12 protein-coding genes are annotated in these 15801 nt (G+C 45.8%); 5 read left to right on the forward strand and 7 right to left on the reverse strand.

Annotated elements, in window-relative coordinates:
• Window positions 1–620: 620 nt before the first annotated feature.
• The 4 genes from deoC to deoD all read left to right on the forward strand — a co-directional run bounded on the left by deoC (window position 621) and on the right by deoD (window position 4786).
• Window positions 621–1397 (forward strand): deoxyribose-phosphate aldolase, encoded by a 777-nt coding sequence (gene deoC / locus ACOCLE_RS21580; RefSeq protein WP_419534184.1) that lies wholly within the window; start codon window positions 621–623, stop codon window positions 1395–1397.
• Between the two features lies 1 nt (window position 1398).
• The gene (gene deoA / locus ACOCLE_RS21585; RefSeq protein ID WP_419534185.1) at window positions 1399–2718 is read left to right on the forward strand and encodes a thymidine phosphorylase; all 1320 of its coding nucleotides are present in this window, start codon (window positions 1399–1401) and stop codon (window positions 2716–2718) included.
• Between the two features lie 23 nt (window positions 2719–2741).
• Window positions 2742–3977, forward strand: a complete 1236-nt coding sequence (locus ACOCLE_RS21590; protein ID WP_419534186.1) for a phosphopentomutase — start codon at window positions 2742–2744, stop codon at window positions 3975–3977.
• Between the two features lie 158 nt (window positions 3978–4135).
• Window positions 4136–4786, forward strand: a complete 651-nt coding sequence (gene deoD, locus ACOCLE_RS21595; RefSeq protein WP_419537250.1) for a purine-nucleoside phosphorylase — start codon at window positions 4136–4138, stop codon at window positions 4784–4786.
• Window positions 4787–4914: 128 nt separating this feature from the next.
• Here deoD and ACOCLE_RS21600 read toward each other — a convergent pair whose 3' ends face one another.
• From ACOCLE_RS21600 to ACOCLE_RS21630, 7 genes are all read right to left on the reverse strand, one after another.
• Window positions 4915–6426, reverse strand: coding sequence for an AAA family ATPase (locus ACOCLE_RS21600; protein WP_419534187.1), 1512 nt, complete (start codon window positions 6424–6426; stop codon window positions 4915–4917).
• Between the two features lie 242 nt (window positions 6427–6668).
• Window positions 6669–8156 (reverse strand): AAA family ATPase, encoded by a 1488-nt coding sequence (locus ACOCLE_RS21605; RefSeq protein ID WP_419534188.1) that lies wholly within the window; start codon window positions 8154–8156, stop codon window positions 6669–6671.
• A 247-nt stretch (window positions 8157–8403) separates the two neighbouring features.
• On the reverse strand, window positions 8404–9045 hold the full coding sequence (locus tag ACOCLE_RS21610) for a DUF4377 domain-containing protein (protein WP_419534189.1): 642 nt from the start codon (window positions 9043–9045) through the stop codon (window positions 8404–8406).
• A gap of 255 nt (window positions 9046–9300) precedes the next feature.
• Window positions 9301–10605, reverse strand: a complete 1305-nt coding sequence (locus ACOCLE_RS21615; protein WP_419534190.1) for an OprD family outer membrane porin — start codon at window positions 10603–10605, stop codon at window positions 9301–9303.
• A gap of 236 nt (window positions 10606–10841) precedes the next feature.
• On the reverse strand, window positions 10842–11732 hold the full coding sequence (locus tag ACOCLE_RS21620; protein WP_419534191.1) for a hypothetical protein: 891 nt from the start codon (window positions 11730–11732) through the stop codon (window positions 10842–10844).
• 416 nt (window positions 11733–12148) lie between these two features.
• Window positions 12149–12892, reverse strand: coding sequence for an outer membrane protein OmpK (locus tag ACOCLE_RS21625; RefSeq protein ID WP_419534192.1), 744 nt, complete (start codon window positions 12890–12892; stop codon window positions 12149–12151).
• A gap of 334 nt (window positions 12893–13226) precedes the next feature.
• Window positions 13227–13967, reverse strand: a complete 741-nt coding sequence (locus ACOCLE_RS21630) for a TrmB family transcriptional regulator (RefSeq protein ID WP_419534193.1) — start codon at window positions 13965–13967, stop codon at window positions 13227–13229.
• Between the two features lie 374 nt (window positions 13968–14341).
• Between ACOCLE_RS21630 and glmU the strand changes: the two genes are divergently transcribed.
• Complete coding sequence (gene glmU, locus ACOCLE_RS21635; protein ID WP_419534194.1) at window positions 14342–15718, forward strand: bifunctional UDP-N-acetylglucosamine diphosphorylase/glucosamine-1-phosphate N-acetyltransferase GlmU; 1377 nt, start codon at window positions 14342–14344, stop codon at window positions 15716–15718.
• Window positions 15719–15801 lie beyond the last annotated feature (83 nt).

A 15801-nucleotide genomic window follows, 5' to 3' on the forward strand; every position in this document is an offset into this window, starting at 1 on the left:
TAGACAGGATGCAGAATGTAGTGCCTGATATGTCAGGCCGTGCATCAAGAAGCTTTCTGGAGTATAGACAGGAATTGTCGCTTTGATGGGGAGAGCTGCTTCCAGAAAAAAGGAGTAATAGTGAGGGGTATTGAAATCGTTCAAAATCATAGAATGGGCATCCTGATTTTGTTGATGTACCGTGATGTTTTGAGTCGATAGTATTCGTCCGTCGTTCCATGGCGATACTGGCGGGAACCAGTATGGCTGGCTGAGATACGCGCGATCTATTACCGTTGCCTGTTCCAATAGATCGATGCTTCAGCAATGGACGAATGAGACTGCAGTATGCCCTGCAGACTCAGGTGGATGATCAGCAAAAACCCCTGTCTTGTTACAGGGGTTTTTTGTATCTGTCGAAAATACCCGTCATCCCAGCTTTTCTGAACTCAACTCACTATGAAATAGCGTATCTGGCTATCTGATATATATGGTCTAACAGGTTATTCATGGAAGGGTTTGGGCCACGGGTTGGTATACTATTAACTCAGGCCACTGACCAATGAACAGAAAGAGATGCTTTCCGTTCATTGCTATTCTCAACTACCAGTCATTGCCAATTTATCCAGAGGGGTTGCCCCATGACCGATCTTAATGCCCGTAGCCGTCAGGCTCTGCAATTGATGGATCTTACATCCCTGAATGATGATGATACGCCAGAGAAAATCATTGAACTCTGTCATCAGGCTCACACAGAAGCCGGCAACACGGCTGCTGTCTGCATTTACCCCCGTTTCATCCCAATTGCCCGCAAAACGCTCAACTCCCTTGGCCTCAATGACGTTACGATTGCCACGGTAACCAATTTCCCTGCCGGTGGTGATGATATTGATATCGCTGTCGCAGAAACCAGGGCTGCGGTTGCCTATGGTGCTGATGAAGTTGACGTGGTATTCCCATACCGTGCTCTGATGGCTGGCAATGAAGAAGTCGGTGCTGAACTGGTTCGCCGTTGCAAAGATGCCTGTGGTGCTAATGTCCTGTTGAAAGTGATTATTGAAACCGGTGAACTGAAAGATCCTGCCCTGATTCGCAAGGCCAGTGAAATCTCCATCGCTGCCGGAGCTGACTTCATTAAAACCTCCACTGGTAAGGTGCCGGTCAATGCGACCCCGGAATCAGCCCGCATCATGCTGGAAGCAATCCGTGACAGTGGCAACACTCAGGTTGGCTTCAAGCCTGCTGGTGGTATAAAAACCGCAGAAGACGCTGCATTACACCTGGACCTGGCGGATGACATTATGGGTGATGGCTGGGTAAACCGTCGTCACTATCGGTTTGGTGCCAGCAGCCTGCTGGGTAATCTGCTGATTGCCCTTGGTCTGAAACAGGGTGAAGCCAGCAAAGAAGGGTACTGATATGTTTCTTCCACAGGAAGTTATTCGTCGTAAGCGGGAAGGTGAGGCGCTCAGCGAGCAGGAGATTCGCAGTTTCATTGCAGGTGTTACGGATAACTCGGTGTCGGAAGGTCAGATCGGTGCTCTCGCCATGGCCGTGTACTTTCAGGGGATGAATATTGATGAGCGCATCGCCCTGACCTGCGCCATGCGCGATTCCGGAGAGGTGATGGACTGGTCGTCAGACCATCTCCCCGGGCCCATATTGGATAAACACTCCACCGGTGGTGTTGGCGATGTCGTCAGTCTAATGCTTGGTCCCATGATTGCGGCCTGCGGTGGTTTTGTACCCATGATTTCAGGTCGTGGTCTTGGGCATACCGGGGGCACACTGGACAAACTGGACAGTATTCCCGGCTATACCACCAGCGCCTCAGAATTACTGTTTCGCAAAGTAGTCAAAGAAACCGGTGTCGCCATTGTCGGCCAGACCGGAGAGCTGGCACCTGCGGACAAACGCATTTATGGTGTCCGCGATGTGACGGCTACGGTCGAATCCATTGCCATGATCACCGCATCCATTCTCTCGAAAAAACTGGCGGAAGGGCTGGATGCCCTGGTGATGGATGTAAAGGTAGGCAGCGGTGCCTTTATGCCAACTTTCGAGCAATCGGTGGAGCTGGCACAGAGTATCGTTCAGGTAGCCAATGGAGCCGGTGTGAAAACGACGGCATTGCTGACGGATATGAACCAGTGCCTTGCTTCCTCTGCAGGAAATGCAGTTGAGGTTCGAGAAGCCGTGCAATTCCTCACCGGTGAATATCGCAATGAGCGTCTGCTGGACATTACCATGGCTCAATCAGCAGAACTGCTGGTATCCGGAGGTCTGGCTGCCGGTGTTGAGCAGGCCCGTGAAAAACTGCAGTCAGTACTGGATAATGGTCAGGCGGCTGAGGTTTTCGGCAGGATGGTGCATGGTCTGGGTGGCCCGTCCGATTTTGTCGAACGATATAGTAATTACCTGCCCATTGCTGCCATCGTTAAGCCCGTGTACATAGAGACAGAGGGTTATCTTGCCGCTATGAACACCCGGGAAGTGGGGATGGCCGTGGTGCAGTTGGGTGGAGGGCGAAAAGTCGCTTCTGATACGATTGATTATGGAGTAGGCTTCACTGAAATTTGCCGGCTGGGTGACAGGGTTGATCCTTCGCAGCCGATTGCCATGCTCCATGCCAGTACAGAAGCTTCATGGAATCAGGCAGCAGATATGCTTCGCGGTGCTCTCACTGTTGCTGAACAGGCACCGCAGCCCCATTCTCTGGTATACAAAAAACTGTCATAACCATGGCAGGTCAGGAGTAGCGAATGAAACGTGCCATTATCCTTGTGATGGATTCATTCGGTATTGGAGCCACTGAAGACGCTGATAAATTTGGCGATGTTGGCTCCAATACAATTGGACATATTGCCCAGGCTTGTGCCGATGGCGACGCAGATATTGGTCGAAAAGGACCGTTAACCCTACCGGAGCTGTCCAGCCTTGGTCTGGTACACGCGTCAAGGGATGCCTGTGGTGAATTTCCCAAAGGCATGGTCAATGATATGCCGATTATCGGTGCTTATGGCTACGCCAAAGAACTCTCCAGTGGTAAGGATACACCCAGTGGTCACTGGGAAATGGCAGGCGTTCCGGTTCTGTTTGACTGGGGCTATTTTCGCGATGAGAAAAACAGCTTCCCGCAGGAACTGCTGGATGAGTTGATCGAAAAGGCCAAACTTCCGGGGGTGCTCGGTAACTGTCATGCCTCTGGAACCAGTATTCTGGAAGCGCTGGGTGAAGAGCACATGAGAACCGGCAAGCCGATTGTCTATACATCCGCTGACAGTGTCTTTCAGATTGCCTGCCACGAAGAAACGTTTGGGCTGGATCGTCTGATTGAAGTCTGTCTGATTGCCCGTGAGATTCTGGAGCCATATAACATCGGACGTGTGATTGCCCGCCCATTCATTGGTGATGACGCAGGAGACTTCCAGCGTACGGGTAACCGTCGGGACTTTTCTGTACTGCCTCCAGCGCCTACGGTACTGGATAAACTGGTGGCCAGTGGTGGTGAAGTTGTCAGTATTGGCAAGATTGCTGACATCTTTGCCAATCAGGGGATTACCAAAAAGGTAAAGGCAACTGGTATTCCTGCCCTCTTTGAAGCAACCCGCGAAGCATTGATTGAAGCGGGCGATCGAACGATAGTCTTCACGAATTTTGTGGATTTTGACTCTTCATTTGGTCACCGCCGGGATGTAGCTGGTTACGCTGGAGCGCTGGAGCAGCTGGATGCCATGCTGCCCGACCTGTTTTATTACATGGGCGATGATGATCTTCTGATTATCACTGCAGACCATGGTTGCGATCCAACCTGGCCAGGAACGGATCATACCCGTGAACACATTCCTGTTCTGGTATTCAGCAAAAAGCTGATTCCATGTGCCCTGGGTCAGCGGGAAACCTTTGCCGATATCGGACAGACCCTAGCCAGTTACTTTGGACTGGAGCCTATGGACTATGGCACATCATTTCTGCCTGAGATCTTTGAGCAAGGCTAAGTCCTACAGGCCCTGATTTTTGGCCATAGCCAGCTATCCGCATCAAGGAGTCTTCTTTCTTTGATGCGTTTTGATCGTCGTGTTTTATCGAGAACGAGGATTTAACTGTGACACCTCATATTAATGCCAAGCCTAGAGCCTTTGCTGATGTCTGCCTGATGCCTGGTGATCCTTTGCGGGCCAAGCATATTGCAGAAACCTTCCTGGAAGGTGCCGAACAGGTAACGGATGTGCGCAACATGCTGGGCTTCACCGGTACCTACCAGGGCGTCAGAGTGTCTGTCATGGGCTCAGGTATGGGTATTCCTTCGGCGTCTATTTATTACAAAGAGCTGATTACTGAGTACGGTGTAAAGAGCCTGATCCGCGTTGGCTCTTGCGGTGCTATTTCCAAGGACGTTCAGGTGCGTGACATTGTGATCGGTATGGGCGCCTGCACTGACTCCAAAGTGAATCGCATGCGTTTCAAGGATCATGACTTTGCTGCGATCGCAGACTATGGGCTTCTGGAAAATGCCGTTAACTCTGCCCGTACCATGAGCCTGCCTGTTAAAGTGGGCAACCTGTTCTCCGCAGATCTTTTCTACAATCCGGACCCATCCATGTTCGACACTATGGAAAAATACGGCGTACTGGGTGTAGAGATGGAAGCAGCTGGCCTGTACGGCGTTTGTGCTGAGTTTGGAGCACAGGGTCTGGCAATCTGTACTGTCAGTGACCATATCCGTACCGGTGAAGCACTGCCTCCGGAAGATCGCCAGTCAACGTTCAATGAGATGGTTGAAGTTGCTCTGAAATCATTGCTGTAATTAAGCGTTTATATTGAACCACAGAGATCACAAAGGGCACGAAATAACGCTTTTCTTTTCCTATGTGTTCTCTATGGTTCAACAAAGCACTCTGCAGATGATCAAGGCTACAGAAGGAATCAAAGGTCCTACAACTCATCCTTCATGCTGGAATCCACCAGAACCTGCAGCTTCATCTCAAAAACTTCATTAATGTATTTTTCAAGAGTTCTCAGGCCAGGATCATTATCCTGAAGAATGAACGCATCAATCTGTGCCTTTTCGAGTTCCGTTAAGGAGAAGTTTTTTAAGTCTTCACTTGTAGACCGGTAGCCTTCTTCGAGCTGTGGAATCATGGACTCAAAGGCAATATCTCTTTTGGCATCGGCAGAAAACCCTTCAAATACGACTTTATCCAAGCGAGAAGCCATTGCTTCCAGCTGAGGTATTTTTTTACTCAGTTCGTGAATGTCTGAATTCCCGGCAAGAATTACAGTATCCGGTAGACGGATGTTGGTTTTCAGGTAAGGGTTGTAAAAGGAACGGTGCGCTGGGTCGAGTAACTTTAAAAGAAAACCAATGATCTCTTCTGCCTGCTTATCACTTTTTAATAACAGCATGTCAAATTCATCAACAAACAGAACCTGATTTCTATGGTTAATGTCTTTACTTGAAACGGTGTTGGCTATGATCGCATCGACCAGTCTACCTGCTTTACCATCAAAACTTTCAAAGGGAGTACCCGTCATGTCATCAATGGTGGCACCATCAAGAGTAATGACCGCCAGATTGGTACCCATTGCCAGGGCCAGTTGCTTTGCTGCGTAACTTTTTCCGGTTCCGGGGGCTCCCTGGAAGTAGGCTGGGTAGTGTCCCTGAGGGTGTCCATCCATTTTCTGGAATGTAATTTCAGCCAAGGCAAAACGATTTAAGCGCTCAATAAGCTCACCTGAAAAATGTTTCAGAGCCTCAGTGATTTTTGATTTGTCGTAGATGAGTGGCTTTGTGTAAAAAGGGAGTCTCAGAGCTTTATCAAGGATTTTGTGTAAGCGGGTAATGCCTTCACTACTGGGGCTCTGCCAAAAGGTGTAAAACAGTTCATCTTCAATATAACGCTGTGTTGCTCTATCAAGAAGGTTTTTCTTGGAACCATAAGTGTGAATCAGGTCGGCTTCAGGAATGGAAGGCGGCAGAGCGCTATAGTAAAGCTGAGAACTGACTGTCGATATGGGATCTACGATAAGCTTTGCATGAACCGCTGAGAATACGGTGAGTATCATTCTCAATTCAGAGTTCATTGTCGTGAGTAAATCCAGTAAAGAATGTCTGTGCCAAACCAGTAATGCTATCGGTATTGAATAGGCTGTTAAGTGCTGTTGTATTGTATACAGAGGGTACTCTCTTTGAATCCACCATAGAATTTCAGTAGATACATGCTGGCCTTGCCGAATCTTATTAAGAATATTAGCTCTTTTGAAGCTTACCTCATTTGAAAGAAATTCCAGTCGGTCAAATATTCGGTTAGTTGCCATATAATCTCGAATATAGTTAAGTTGTTGCTGATCTTCGCTAAGGCTACTTGTCATGCCCTGATTGGCGAAGCCTGTTGTAGTTATCAGCACAAGATTGAGCCATAGTATATTGGCTAGCCGTAATTTCATGAGAGATTTTTTATTGGGATTAGATTATCAATAATGTAGTGGATATTATGGAAGGTAGTTAAATTTATAGAGTTGAAATAGTGTTATTAGAGTGAAATTTATTTGTAATAAACCCATTCTTGTGTGTTTGTTAATTATTCCTGTTATTTAATTGTTTATAGCTTTAATGAAATATTGTTTCTTGGGCTATATCTCATAAGGTACAAGCCGGATAATCTCTGGCTTGTACCTTAAGTGCCTTGTTAACCTCCAGCTGCATTTTTAAATTCGGCCAGACCAAGGCTGTGCATTTTACGTTCAAATAGCCAGCTAATAAACTTCTCAAGACTTCTCAGTCCTGGGTCATTGTCTTCGGCAATAAATTGCTCAATTCTCTCCAGGTCAGAAGCCTCTAATGAAAATTGCTCTAGCGACTCATCAATGGATTGATAACTCTTTTCCATTTTTGGTATCAAGTGGTGTAACGCCATTTCAAGCTTAGTATCGGTGGAAAAACCATCAAAGATAATATGGTCAAGCCTTGAGGACATTGCCTGTAATTGAGCCTGTTGATGGCTTCTTTCTTGTATGTCTGAGTTTCCAGCAAGAATAATGGTGTCTGGCAGGTGAACATAGGCCTTAAGATATGGACTGTAGAAAAATCGATGATTTGGATCAAGTATCTTAAGAAAGAAGGCAATAACATCTTGAGAGCTTTTATCATCATTAACTAGCAGGCGGTCAAATTCATCAATGAGTAACACTTGATTATGATGATTCAAACCCTGTATTGAGTCGGTATTTGCAATCATCGCTTCAAGAATTCGACCTGGCTTGGCATCAAGGCTATCAAACGATGTACCGACGATATCTTCAATTGAGGCTCCATCCAGTGTAACTGTGGCAAGGTTTGTACCCATAGCGTTTGCAATATTCTTTGCTGCAAATGTTTTACCGGTACCTGGCTCACCTTGAAAGTACACCGGATAGTGAATGTCCAATTTCGTTTTCATTCTCTGGTAGGTTATTTCAGAGAAAACAAATTGCTGCAGGCGTTCTGTCAGGCTTGAAGAAAAATGGTGAAGCCGGTCAGTCACTATTTCAGGATGATAAGATAACCGCTTGGCGTATAATGGCATACGAAGAGCCTTATCCATAACTTTAATTAGTTTGTCATATTGCTCTGGATGCTCGGTCTGCCAGAATCGGTAGAATAAAGACTGTTCGATATAGGTACGAGTGGCATTATCGAATAGGTGCCTTTTGGCACCATACTCAATAATTAAATCTGCTTCAGGTAACCGGGGTGGCTTAAAGGTATAATATACTTGTCCCGCTGCACTCGACACTACTATGATCCCAATGCTACCCATGCCTGCTGCTGCTATTCCAATAAATGGTGCGATTGCCGGGAATGATAAAGCAGTGCCAGCGAGAATTACCCCTGGGGTTCCTATAAATAGACCATGTCTCCCTAAACTCTCAATGGCATAGTAAGAAGACATTTGTGCCAACGCCTTTTGAGTAGCTGCTCTTCCTGTTTCAATCTGCTCCTGTACAGTGGAAGATTGAAAGCTATCTTCCTTACTAAAGTCAAGATTCTCAAAAAATTGATTCTCGGACAGGTAATTTCGTATCGCTTTTATTTGAGCCCAGTTATCGATCCCTCCATCTGCGCTTACATTCATGGAGTTAAAGATTGTTATGGAAAATATAATTATAAAGATCAGAGGGTTGCGGGGATATTTCATACTAACTTCCTTGATTTTCTATCTTGTCATAACTCCTTTTTGACAAACTAATGATTAAATGGTTCCCTGGTACCATATTATTGTTTTTTGAGTATCAATGGAATTTAAGCCGAACCTTAATCGAGTGCTTTATTTCTTATGAGATATGGTATTCTCATTGAATCTATATCATTTTTCATTCGAATTAACGCAGGTATTATCCAGCCAGCGAAATGAAGCCTAGGGCTGGCTGGAAAGCTTTTATTCTCTACTGAGCACCAACCCATTCCTGCTCTACGATCAAATCCAGTATCCATCGTTTGCTGGAGGCATCGGCAGGAGGGTTTGGTACATCAAACTCTTTAATTCGCAGGCGGTAGGCTGTACCTGGTTTGAAATCAAAACCTTCAATATTCCCATAAAATAAGTTCCAGGGTTCATCTTCTGATTCACGAATTTGTAGACATTCCATAGGTCCTACGCCAGTACAGTGTGTTTTTTCCGGTGCAACATAAATAAAGCGAGTCACTCCATCTTCCATATTGGGCTGCTTTTTGAAGATATAGCTGGAGGTATTGGTACTGAGTATCAGTTGATCTCCAGACATCTGAACTCTGGGTTTATTACCCAAAAGCTGTTTTAAGGCTTCTTCCTTTTTGGCGCCTTCACCATGACACATCATCAGTGTACTGGCGAGTTGCTCAACAACCAGCTGGTCTCCGTACATTTTTACTGAACCCATCAGGCGGTTGCACCCGGCATCGGCAGCAATACGGTCTTTTTTGATATCCAGAGTAATGGGTGAGGTTTCTTCTGCAGGGCTGCTTTCCTGCCATCGACCTTCAGGTAGTGCGTTACAGGCGGTCAGAAGTACAGACATAACCACAACCCCAAACTGAGCGATTTTCATTGATAACTCCGGCAGGCTACCGATTAGGACCTAGTACCCCGTCTGCCTGCATTTGATATGTTCAGTGATTCGAAAAGCAGTCATACGCAAGGTGGACTTGTGTAGGATGGGGTACTAGAACAAATTCTCGCTAATTATAGTGCCTTTTAGCTATAAAAAGAGTGTCAGCAAACTCAAAACATTGGATTGAAGCAGCAGAATAAAGAAAGCAGCTCATAAGAGCTGCTTGAAGAGATTGACCAGTGGAAGATCGAATTAAATGGCAAAGTTGTAACTTAACCAGGCTCGCAGGTTTTTTGCCTCAGGCATACCTGCAGCTTGGCGGAATCCTTCATCGTTTTTGTAGTAGCCATAGTGAAGTTTGAAGTCCAGTCCTTTCATTCCCCAATGAGAGAAGTTGTATTTCATGGTCAGGTCATGCTCGTGTTCTGCTACGTCCTTTTCATCGCCATTTAGCAGTTTGGCTTTCATGCCGGAGCCATAGAAGAATGTGTAACCTAGGGAGAGACCTTCAATACCTACTGAACTGAAGTCATATTCTGCCCCAATCAGCCATGCTTTCTCTTTATTGAAGTTAAAGTCAGATACGATGGCTGAAGTTGGGACATCCCAGACTCCCTGTGTATTATCGCCAAAGTAGTAGTTGTAATAGCCTATGGCATGGTGGCCATTGCTTTCTGCACTGGAAGCTGTATTCGCTTTGGTGTAGTTAAAGGCTGCATTGAGCGTCCATGAGCCGCTGTTCAGGGTTGCATTCAGATTACCTGACTCCGCCTTGTTTTCAAACGAGCCATTCTTCTCACTTGTTCCCCAGAGATCTCCATCCTGTTTGGCATAGAAATACATACCGCCTAACGTCAGCTCTGAACCATCGTAAAGCGGCATTTTGAACCAGACATTACCGTTATGGGCATTAAGGTAGTTGTCAGCAAGGCCATTACGATATTGGAGTTCAAGGCTGCGCTGGTTCGACAGTTCAAAGGTATAGCCCAGCTGCATACCCATTACCCAGTCAATCTTTTTACCTTCTTCATTGACGATATGATGGAAGCCTGACTGAGTCCTCTTGGAAACTTCATTCAGCCAGGCAATCTTGCCTTTAAAACCATCCATTTCTACATTCGCATCAACCCCTTGCCAGGCACTGGGAACAGAGCGGGAACCCGATATTGTGATAAGACCTGTTTCAACCAGCTGGCGACCAATTTTAACGTCCGCAGAGATGCCTTCGTAGTTCTCAGGTAGTTTGAAATCAACCCATATCTGGCCCAGTTTACCAAAGCCTTCATTTTGACGGTTTAGCAAGTCACTGGAGGCATTTTCCCATGAAAAGTCTTTGGTATTACCACTTTTCATATCCAGCTTGGCAACCCGATAGGCAGAACCACCAACGCTGACGAAGTCTGCAAGATAGCCGGTTTGTGCATTCAACCAGACAGCACCCGTCCATGCACCAGAGGTTTCATTAGTTGTAGTATTTTCATCATTGAAAAATACGGTCTGAACTTTGCCATCAATTTTGGCATCACTGATAAATGAATCATAACTGCCACTCGCCATAACGGGTAGACTGAAAAGTGCGACAGCGTATGACAATAAGGAGGGCTTGAAACTGGACAATGTTAATACCTGCTTAATCAATAAAGGTGATTGAGTGAGGCAAGTATAGATGCTGTATCAGAGGCTGAGAGAAATTAACCGATAGAATGAAATTAGAACTTAATATAAACCAATTGTCAGTGTCTTATGTATAGCCATATAGCTATTTTCTGGCTATTTTCAGTTTAAAAAAACAATTAGAAATTAATATTTTCTTTAGGTTCCATTTTAGTGATCATATTAATTTGTATGGAATTTGTCTTTTTCAATTCTCCATTACGAAACTCTAGGTCGATTCTGCGAATGGAGGGATAGAGTGGCGTGGTATTTAAAGCAGCGCTGCTCTCAGAACCTTGGATTTTGCTATTAGGTGCTAAGGTACTATTTCCGACCAGAAGATCAATGCCTTCCAGGTTGGATATGGGAAGGCTGGTCTTAGTGTCAGTTTTTTCAGGCTTTGGGTAGTGGATAGCATGGGTTGCAACGATCACTATATCTGCCTGTCTTCTAAGATAGGGGATAAGCTCTGAAGTGGCCAGCACCGGATCCATTAACTCTATTCCGCGTCGATACTCCGAGATACCATCGCTAAAACTCCCCTGTCCTGTAATTCCCATTACCGCAATTCGCAGTCCATCGAAATCGAACAGCGCGTAAGCATCGAAGACAGGTCTGCCAGTTTCTGATTCGTAAAGGTTGGCAGACAAAAATGGAAAATCTGCCGCAGCTTCTTGAAGCCGGATCGTATTGATAGGCTCATCAAATAGCAATGGACTGACAGTCATCGCATTATATCCCAACTGATTCAGCTGCTTCAGATTGAGAATATCATCATCAGTACTCAGCTCCCCACCGGAAAGTAGTAATAACTTACCTCCTTCTGCACTCACCTCCCTTCGTATCTTCTTAATGAGCTCCTGCCGATGATTCAACCCCTGATTAATCACTTTGTAATCACTTGTAGTGTCAAGGTTGAATTCATTTGTGTTCAGAATGGTCAGTTTGTATGTCTTATTGGGGATATAGGTCGACTGCTGAATTTCAGAAGTTGTCCAGAAGTAAGCAAGAGTCACTGCAGCAGATATCATTGAGGCTTTGGCAATCAGTTTTAGCCAGAATCTGTACTGTGTGTTTCTTGGGCACACTGATCTCAAGTGCATAAATTAAACTTCCGGAAAAAGTTACTGGTAATATAACATTTGTGCTTTGGTACGAGTGTCTTTGAGGATTAATTATCCTGAAAGCATTTTGTAAGCAAAAGTTTGACTTAAAATAACATTTTTGCATTTGTGATCGTTGCTAACGTTAATTCTAATCTATGCGAATTGTAAAATAACATGGCATGATTTTTTGATATTAAAGCCATTTACCTAAGAGCAATCTTATTTAGTCAAAGTAAAATCCATCATTTGAGTCTGGCATCCATGCTCTTTTGTTTGTGAATTTATTTTAAGTATCAAATGGTTTGTTGTTAGGGAATCAATTTTTCACAACTACGAGTACCTTAGAATTTATAAGTAATGGCAAAGTAATGACTGGCTCCCGAAGATTTCATTCCATTTGCATTATTTTTGACCAGATAAATATCGGAGTAGAGTTTCAGGCCATAGCCAAGGGCGAATTTGTCAAAGTGCCAATAGAGGCCATTAAACATGGCTCCCCCATGCTTTGCCTGTGAATTGCCCGCAAAGGTATCTTTAGCACCAAACTGATAGTCAATGTAGCCCTGATAAGAGATAAAGCTTCCATTATTGAATGTGAAGAAGGGAGTAAACCAGTTGGTGGATATCTGCAGCCCATTCCAGTCCTTCTTATTCAGATCATAAAGTCCATAAAGGTTAAGCCCCATCTTGCCAAACCATGGAACCTGAATATCAGAGCCAATTCCCCAGAATGAGTTGTTGGTATCTTCACTCGGCACACCAACATCATTCTCATCATAGTTGGTGGCTCCACCCCCACCCCAGTTGAACAGTGTAGCCAGATAGATATCAGAAACAGGCCCCCATGGCAGGTTATTGAATAGACCCTTCAGGGAAAGCCGGGGGGCGAACTTCATAAACATTTTGGGCTGGCCTTTCTTGTCGCTGTTGTCTCGATTGGTCAGGTTGAAAACATCAACATATCCATAAATATCAAGGATGCCTGAGCGCCCACCAAACTCCAGCTCCAGGTAGTCATGTCCGTCATTGGATGTATTCTTGGGCCTTGGTAGCTCCTTATAGGCATACATCAGATTCAGATTCATCCATTTGAAGTCGTTACTAGGAGGGATACCGTCGTTATAGTCTGTGGCTATGGCCAAGGAGGAAAGTGTTATTGCACTGATCAGGCAGCATAATTTCAGGCAGTAGTTGTTCACGATCAGACTCCATTTCTTACTCACCAGATTGAGTAGAGAGGAATGAAAAAGAAGGGGAGGAGGATCCAGTGAAGCCTGGTGCAAACACTGATCCAGTGTGCGACAAGTATAGAAAAGAATCGGATCACTTCTTGTCAGCTGTCTTGTAAATCAGAATGGGGCAAACGATGGATCGCCCCCTTTTGTGGTCAACTAGCCTCACATCTCAATGAGAACGTCCTTAAAGTGTACTCCATAGTGTCTCAAAGATAATCTGCTGAGCTGCGGCAATTTCAGGGGAGTCCAGCACAACCGCTACGGGGTAATTTCTGGAGCCCAGTGAAATCATTGCGACTTTAGGTGGGTATATAGCAATATAGCTGGCATACATACGCCCCTTGGCATCAATCCACTTGCGTTCAGACAGCTCAGCGTCTTCCCCTCCTTCACCAATGGCAATCACCCGCACCTTAATATTCTTTCGGATGCGTTGCTGTGTGTAGTTGGGAAAAGGGCGGTAAAGATGCTGTCGAATCAGCTTGGAGGAGAACACACTGTATTCTCGGTCTTTCTGCTGGGCAACTGTGTTGAGGATATCTTTGAGCACAAATTCAATGCCACTGTCACCTTCATAGAAACGCACATTGCCTGCACTGAAATCTGGCTTCAAATGATTCAGCTGTGGAATCAGCCGGATCTTCATCTCTTCAATCGTGGCATCCAGAGATTGACGTTTTTCTTCTGCCAGCTCCAGAAGTTTTTCCGGTGGCTCTGCGGAAAAAATACGACGCTTTCCTTTGGGAAAATAGCTGACAACTCCTTTACCAGCCAGGTCTTTCAAGGTTTCATAAGTGGTACCCCGGTTGATCCCGGTCTGAGCAGCAATATCCCGGATCGATGCTGATCCCAGTTTTAAAAGAGCAAGATAAGTGCTGATTTCCCGTTGGCTGAGGCCAAGGTTTTCCAGAGTGTCAAGGTTCATGGTCAGGACTGTTTGTTCATCATAGGCTTTTAGAATAATCGGCTGACTTATTTTGTGCGACAACTTATTGTCAATAAATTTATGACAATTAGGGTTGTCTTTTCGTGCGTCGTCATTAATCTAGTGATGTAATGTAGATTTTCGGCTATTCAGGAGTTAGTTGTTGGACAATGATCAGACTTCTCCAATGACTCCAATGGTTAAATATTCCTGACATTTCAGAAAGACATGATCTCTGTTCTGGTATTTTTCTCCCAAAGAAAACTCTGATTGATCAGGCTTGTTACCTGATGTCGCTTTTGTTTTTGCGTTACCAGACGAAACAGTTAAAAAGCAGATGCTCCTGCAGGGGCACTTTGTAGACCGAGGCTACCATGAGAGCTGATAACGTTATTCTTGCTGCCGGCCAGGGCAGCCGTATGAAATCAAAACTGCCAAAAGTGCTTCATCGCATTGCTGGCAAGCCTATGCTGGAGCACGTTATCCTCAGTGCCCAGCATACCCAGAGAAAGGTGGGTGAGGGAAAGATTCATGTAGTGATTGGCCATGGGGCAGAACAGGTAAAAGCAGCACTGGGTCATTACGACCTGAACTGGGTGGTTCAGGAAGAGCAGCTGGGTACTGGCCATGCTGTGCAGCAGGCACTTCCGGGCTGCCAGGGGGCTGATGTGGTGCTGGTGCTGTATGGTGACGTTCCCCTGATTCACTCTTCTTCCTTACAGTCACTCCTGGCGGCCAGTAATGGCGAACGCCTGGGTCTACTCACCATTAACCTGGCTAACCCTTCCGGCTATGGCCGAATTATCCGTGATGGATTTGGCAACATTCAGGCCATTGTTGAAGACAAGGACGCTACCCCTGAGCAGCTTGCCATTAATGAAGTGAATACCGGCATCATGGCCATTCCCGGCAATAAGGTGAGTGGTTGGGTGAACGGCCTGAAGAATGAGAATGTCCAGCATGAGTTCTATCTCACGGATATTGTCTCGATGGCCGTGGCAGAAGATACCCCGGTTATTCATGTTCAACCACAGATCCCTATTGAAGTTGAAGGTGTTAACAGCCGCGTGCAGCTGATGGAGCTGGAACGGGCCCGTCAACAGCAGCTGGCCAATAACCTGATGGTTAACGGTGTCACGATCATTGACCCACGACGTCTGGATATTCGTGGTGACGTTAAGACTGGCCATGACATTACTCTGGATATCAATGTGGTTCTTGAAGGCAGGGTTGAGCTGGCAGATAACGTATATATCGAGCCTGGTTGTGTTATTCGCAACTCCGTCATTGGGGAAGGCGCCATTATCAAAGCGCACTCCATTCTTGAAGATGCTGTCGTTGCTGCAGGGTGTGAGGTTGGTCCGTTTGCCCGTTTGAGACCGGGAACCGAGCTTAAGGAAAAAGCAAGGGTTGGCAATTTTGTAGAAATCAAGAAAACCGTTATTGGCAAAGGCAGTAAGGTCAATCACCTCAGCTATGTGGGCGACTCCGAAGTAGGAGATGAGGTTAATGTTGGTGCCGGCACCATTACCTGCAATTACGACGGTGTTAATAAATTCAAGACCGTTATAGGCGATGGCGCTTTTATTGGCAGCAACAGTTCGCTGGTTGCTCCTGTGACGATTGGTCGAGGTGCAACGACAGGCGCTGGTTCCACCATTACCAAAGATATCCCCGATGAGCAGCTGGCCGTGGCCCGTGGAAAGCAGCGCAATATCGAAGGCTGGCAGCGCCCGGTAAAAGAAGACTGATATTCGCCAGTAAGGGAGGGAATGACTCGGTCATCTGCTCCCTGATGATTCTGGCAATGTTTATGATGACCTAAGGGATCGAA

The sequence above is a fragment of the Endozoicomonas sp. genome (genome assembly GCF_965196975.1).
Taxonomy (GTDB): domain Bacteria; phylum Pseudomonadota; class Gammaproteobacteria; order Pseudomonadales; family Endozoicomonadaceae; genus Endozoicomonas.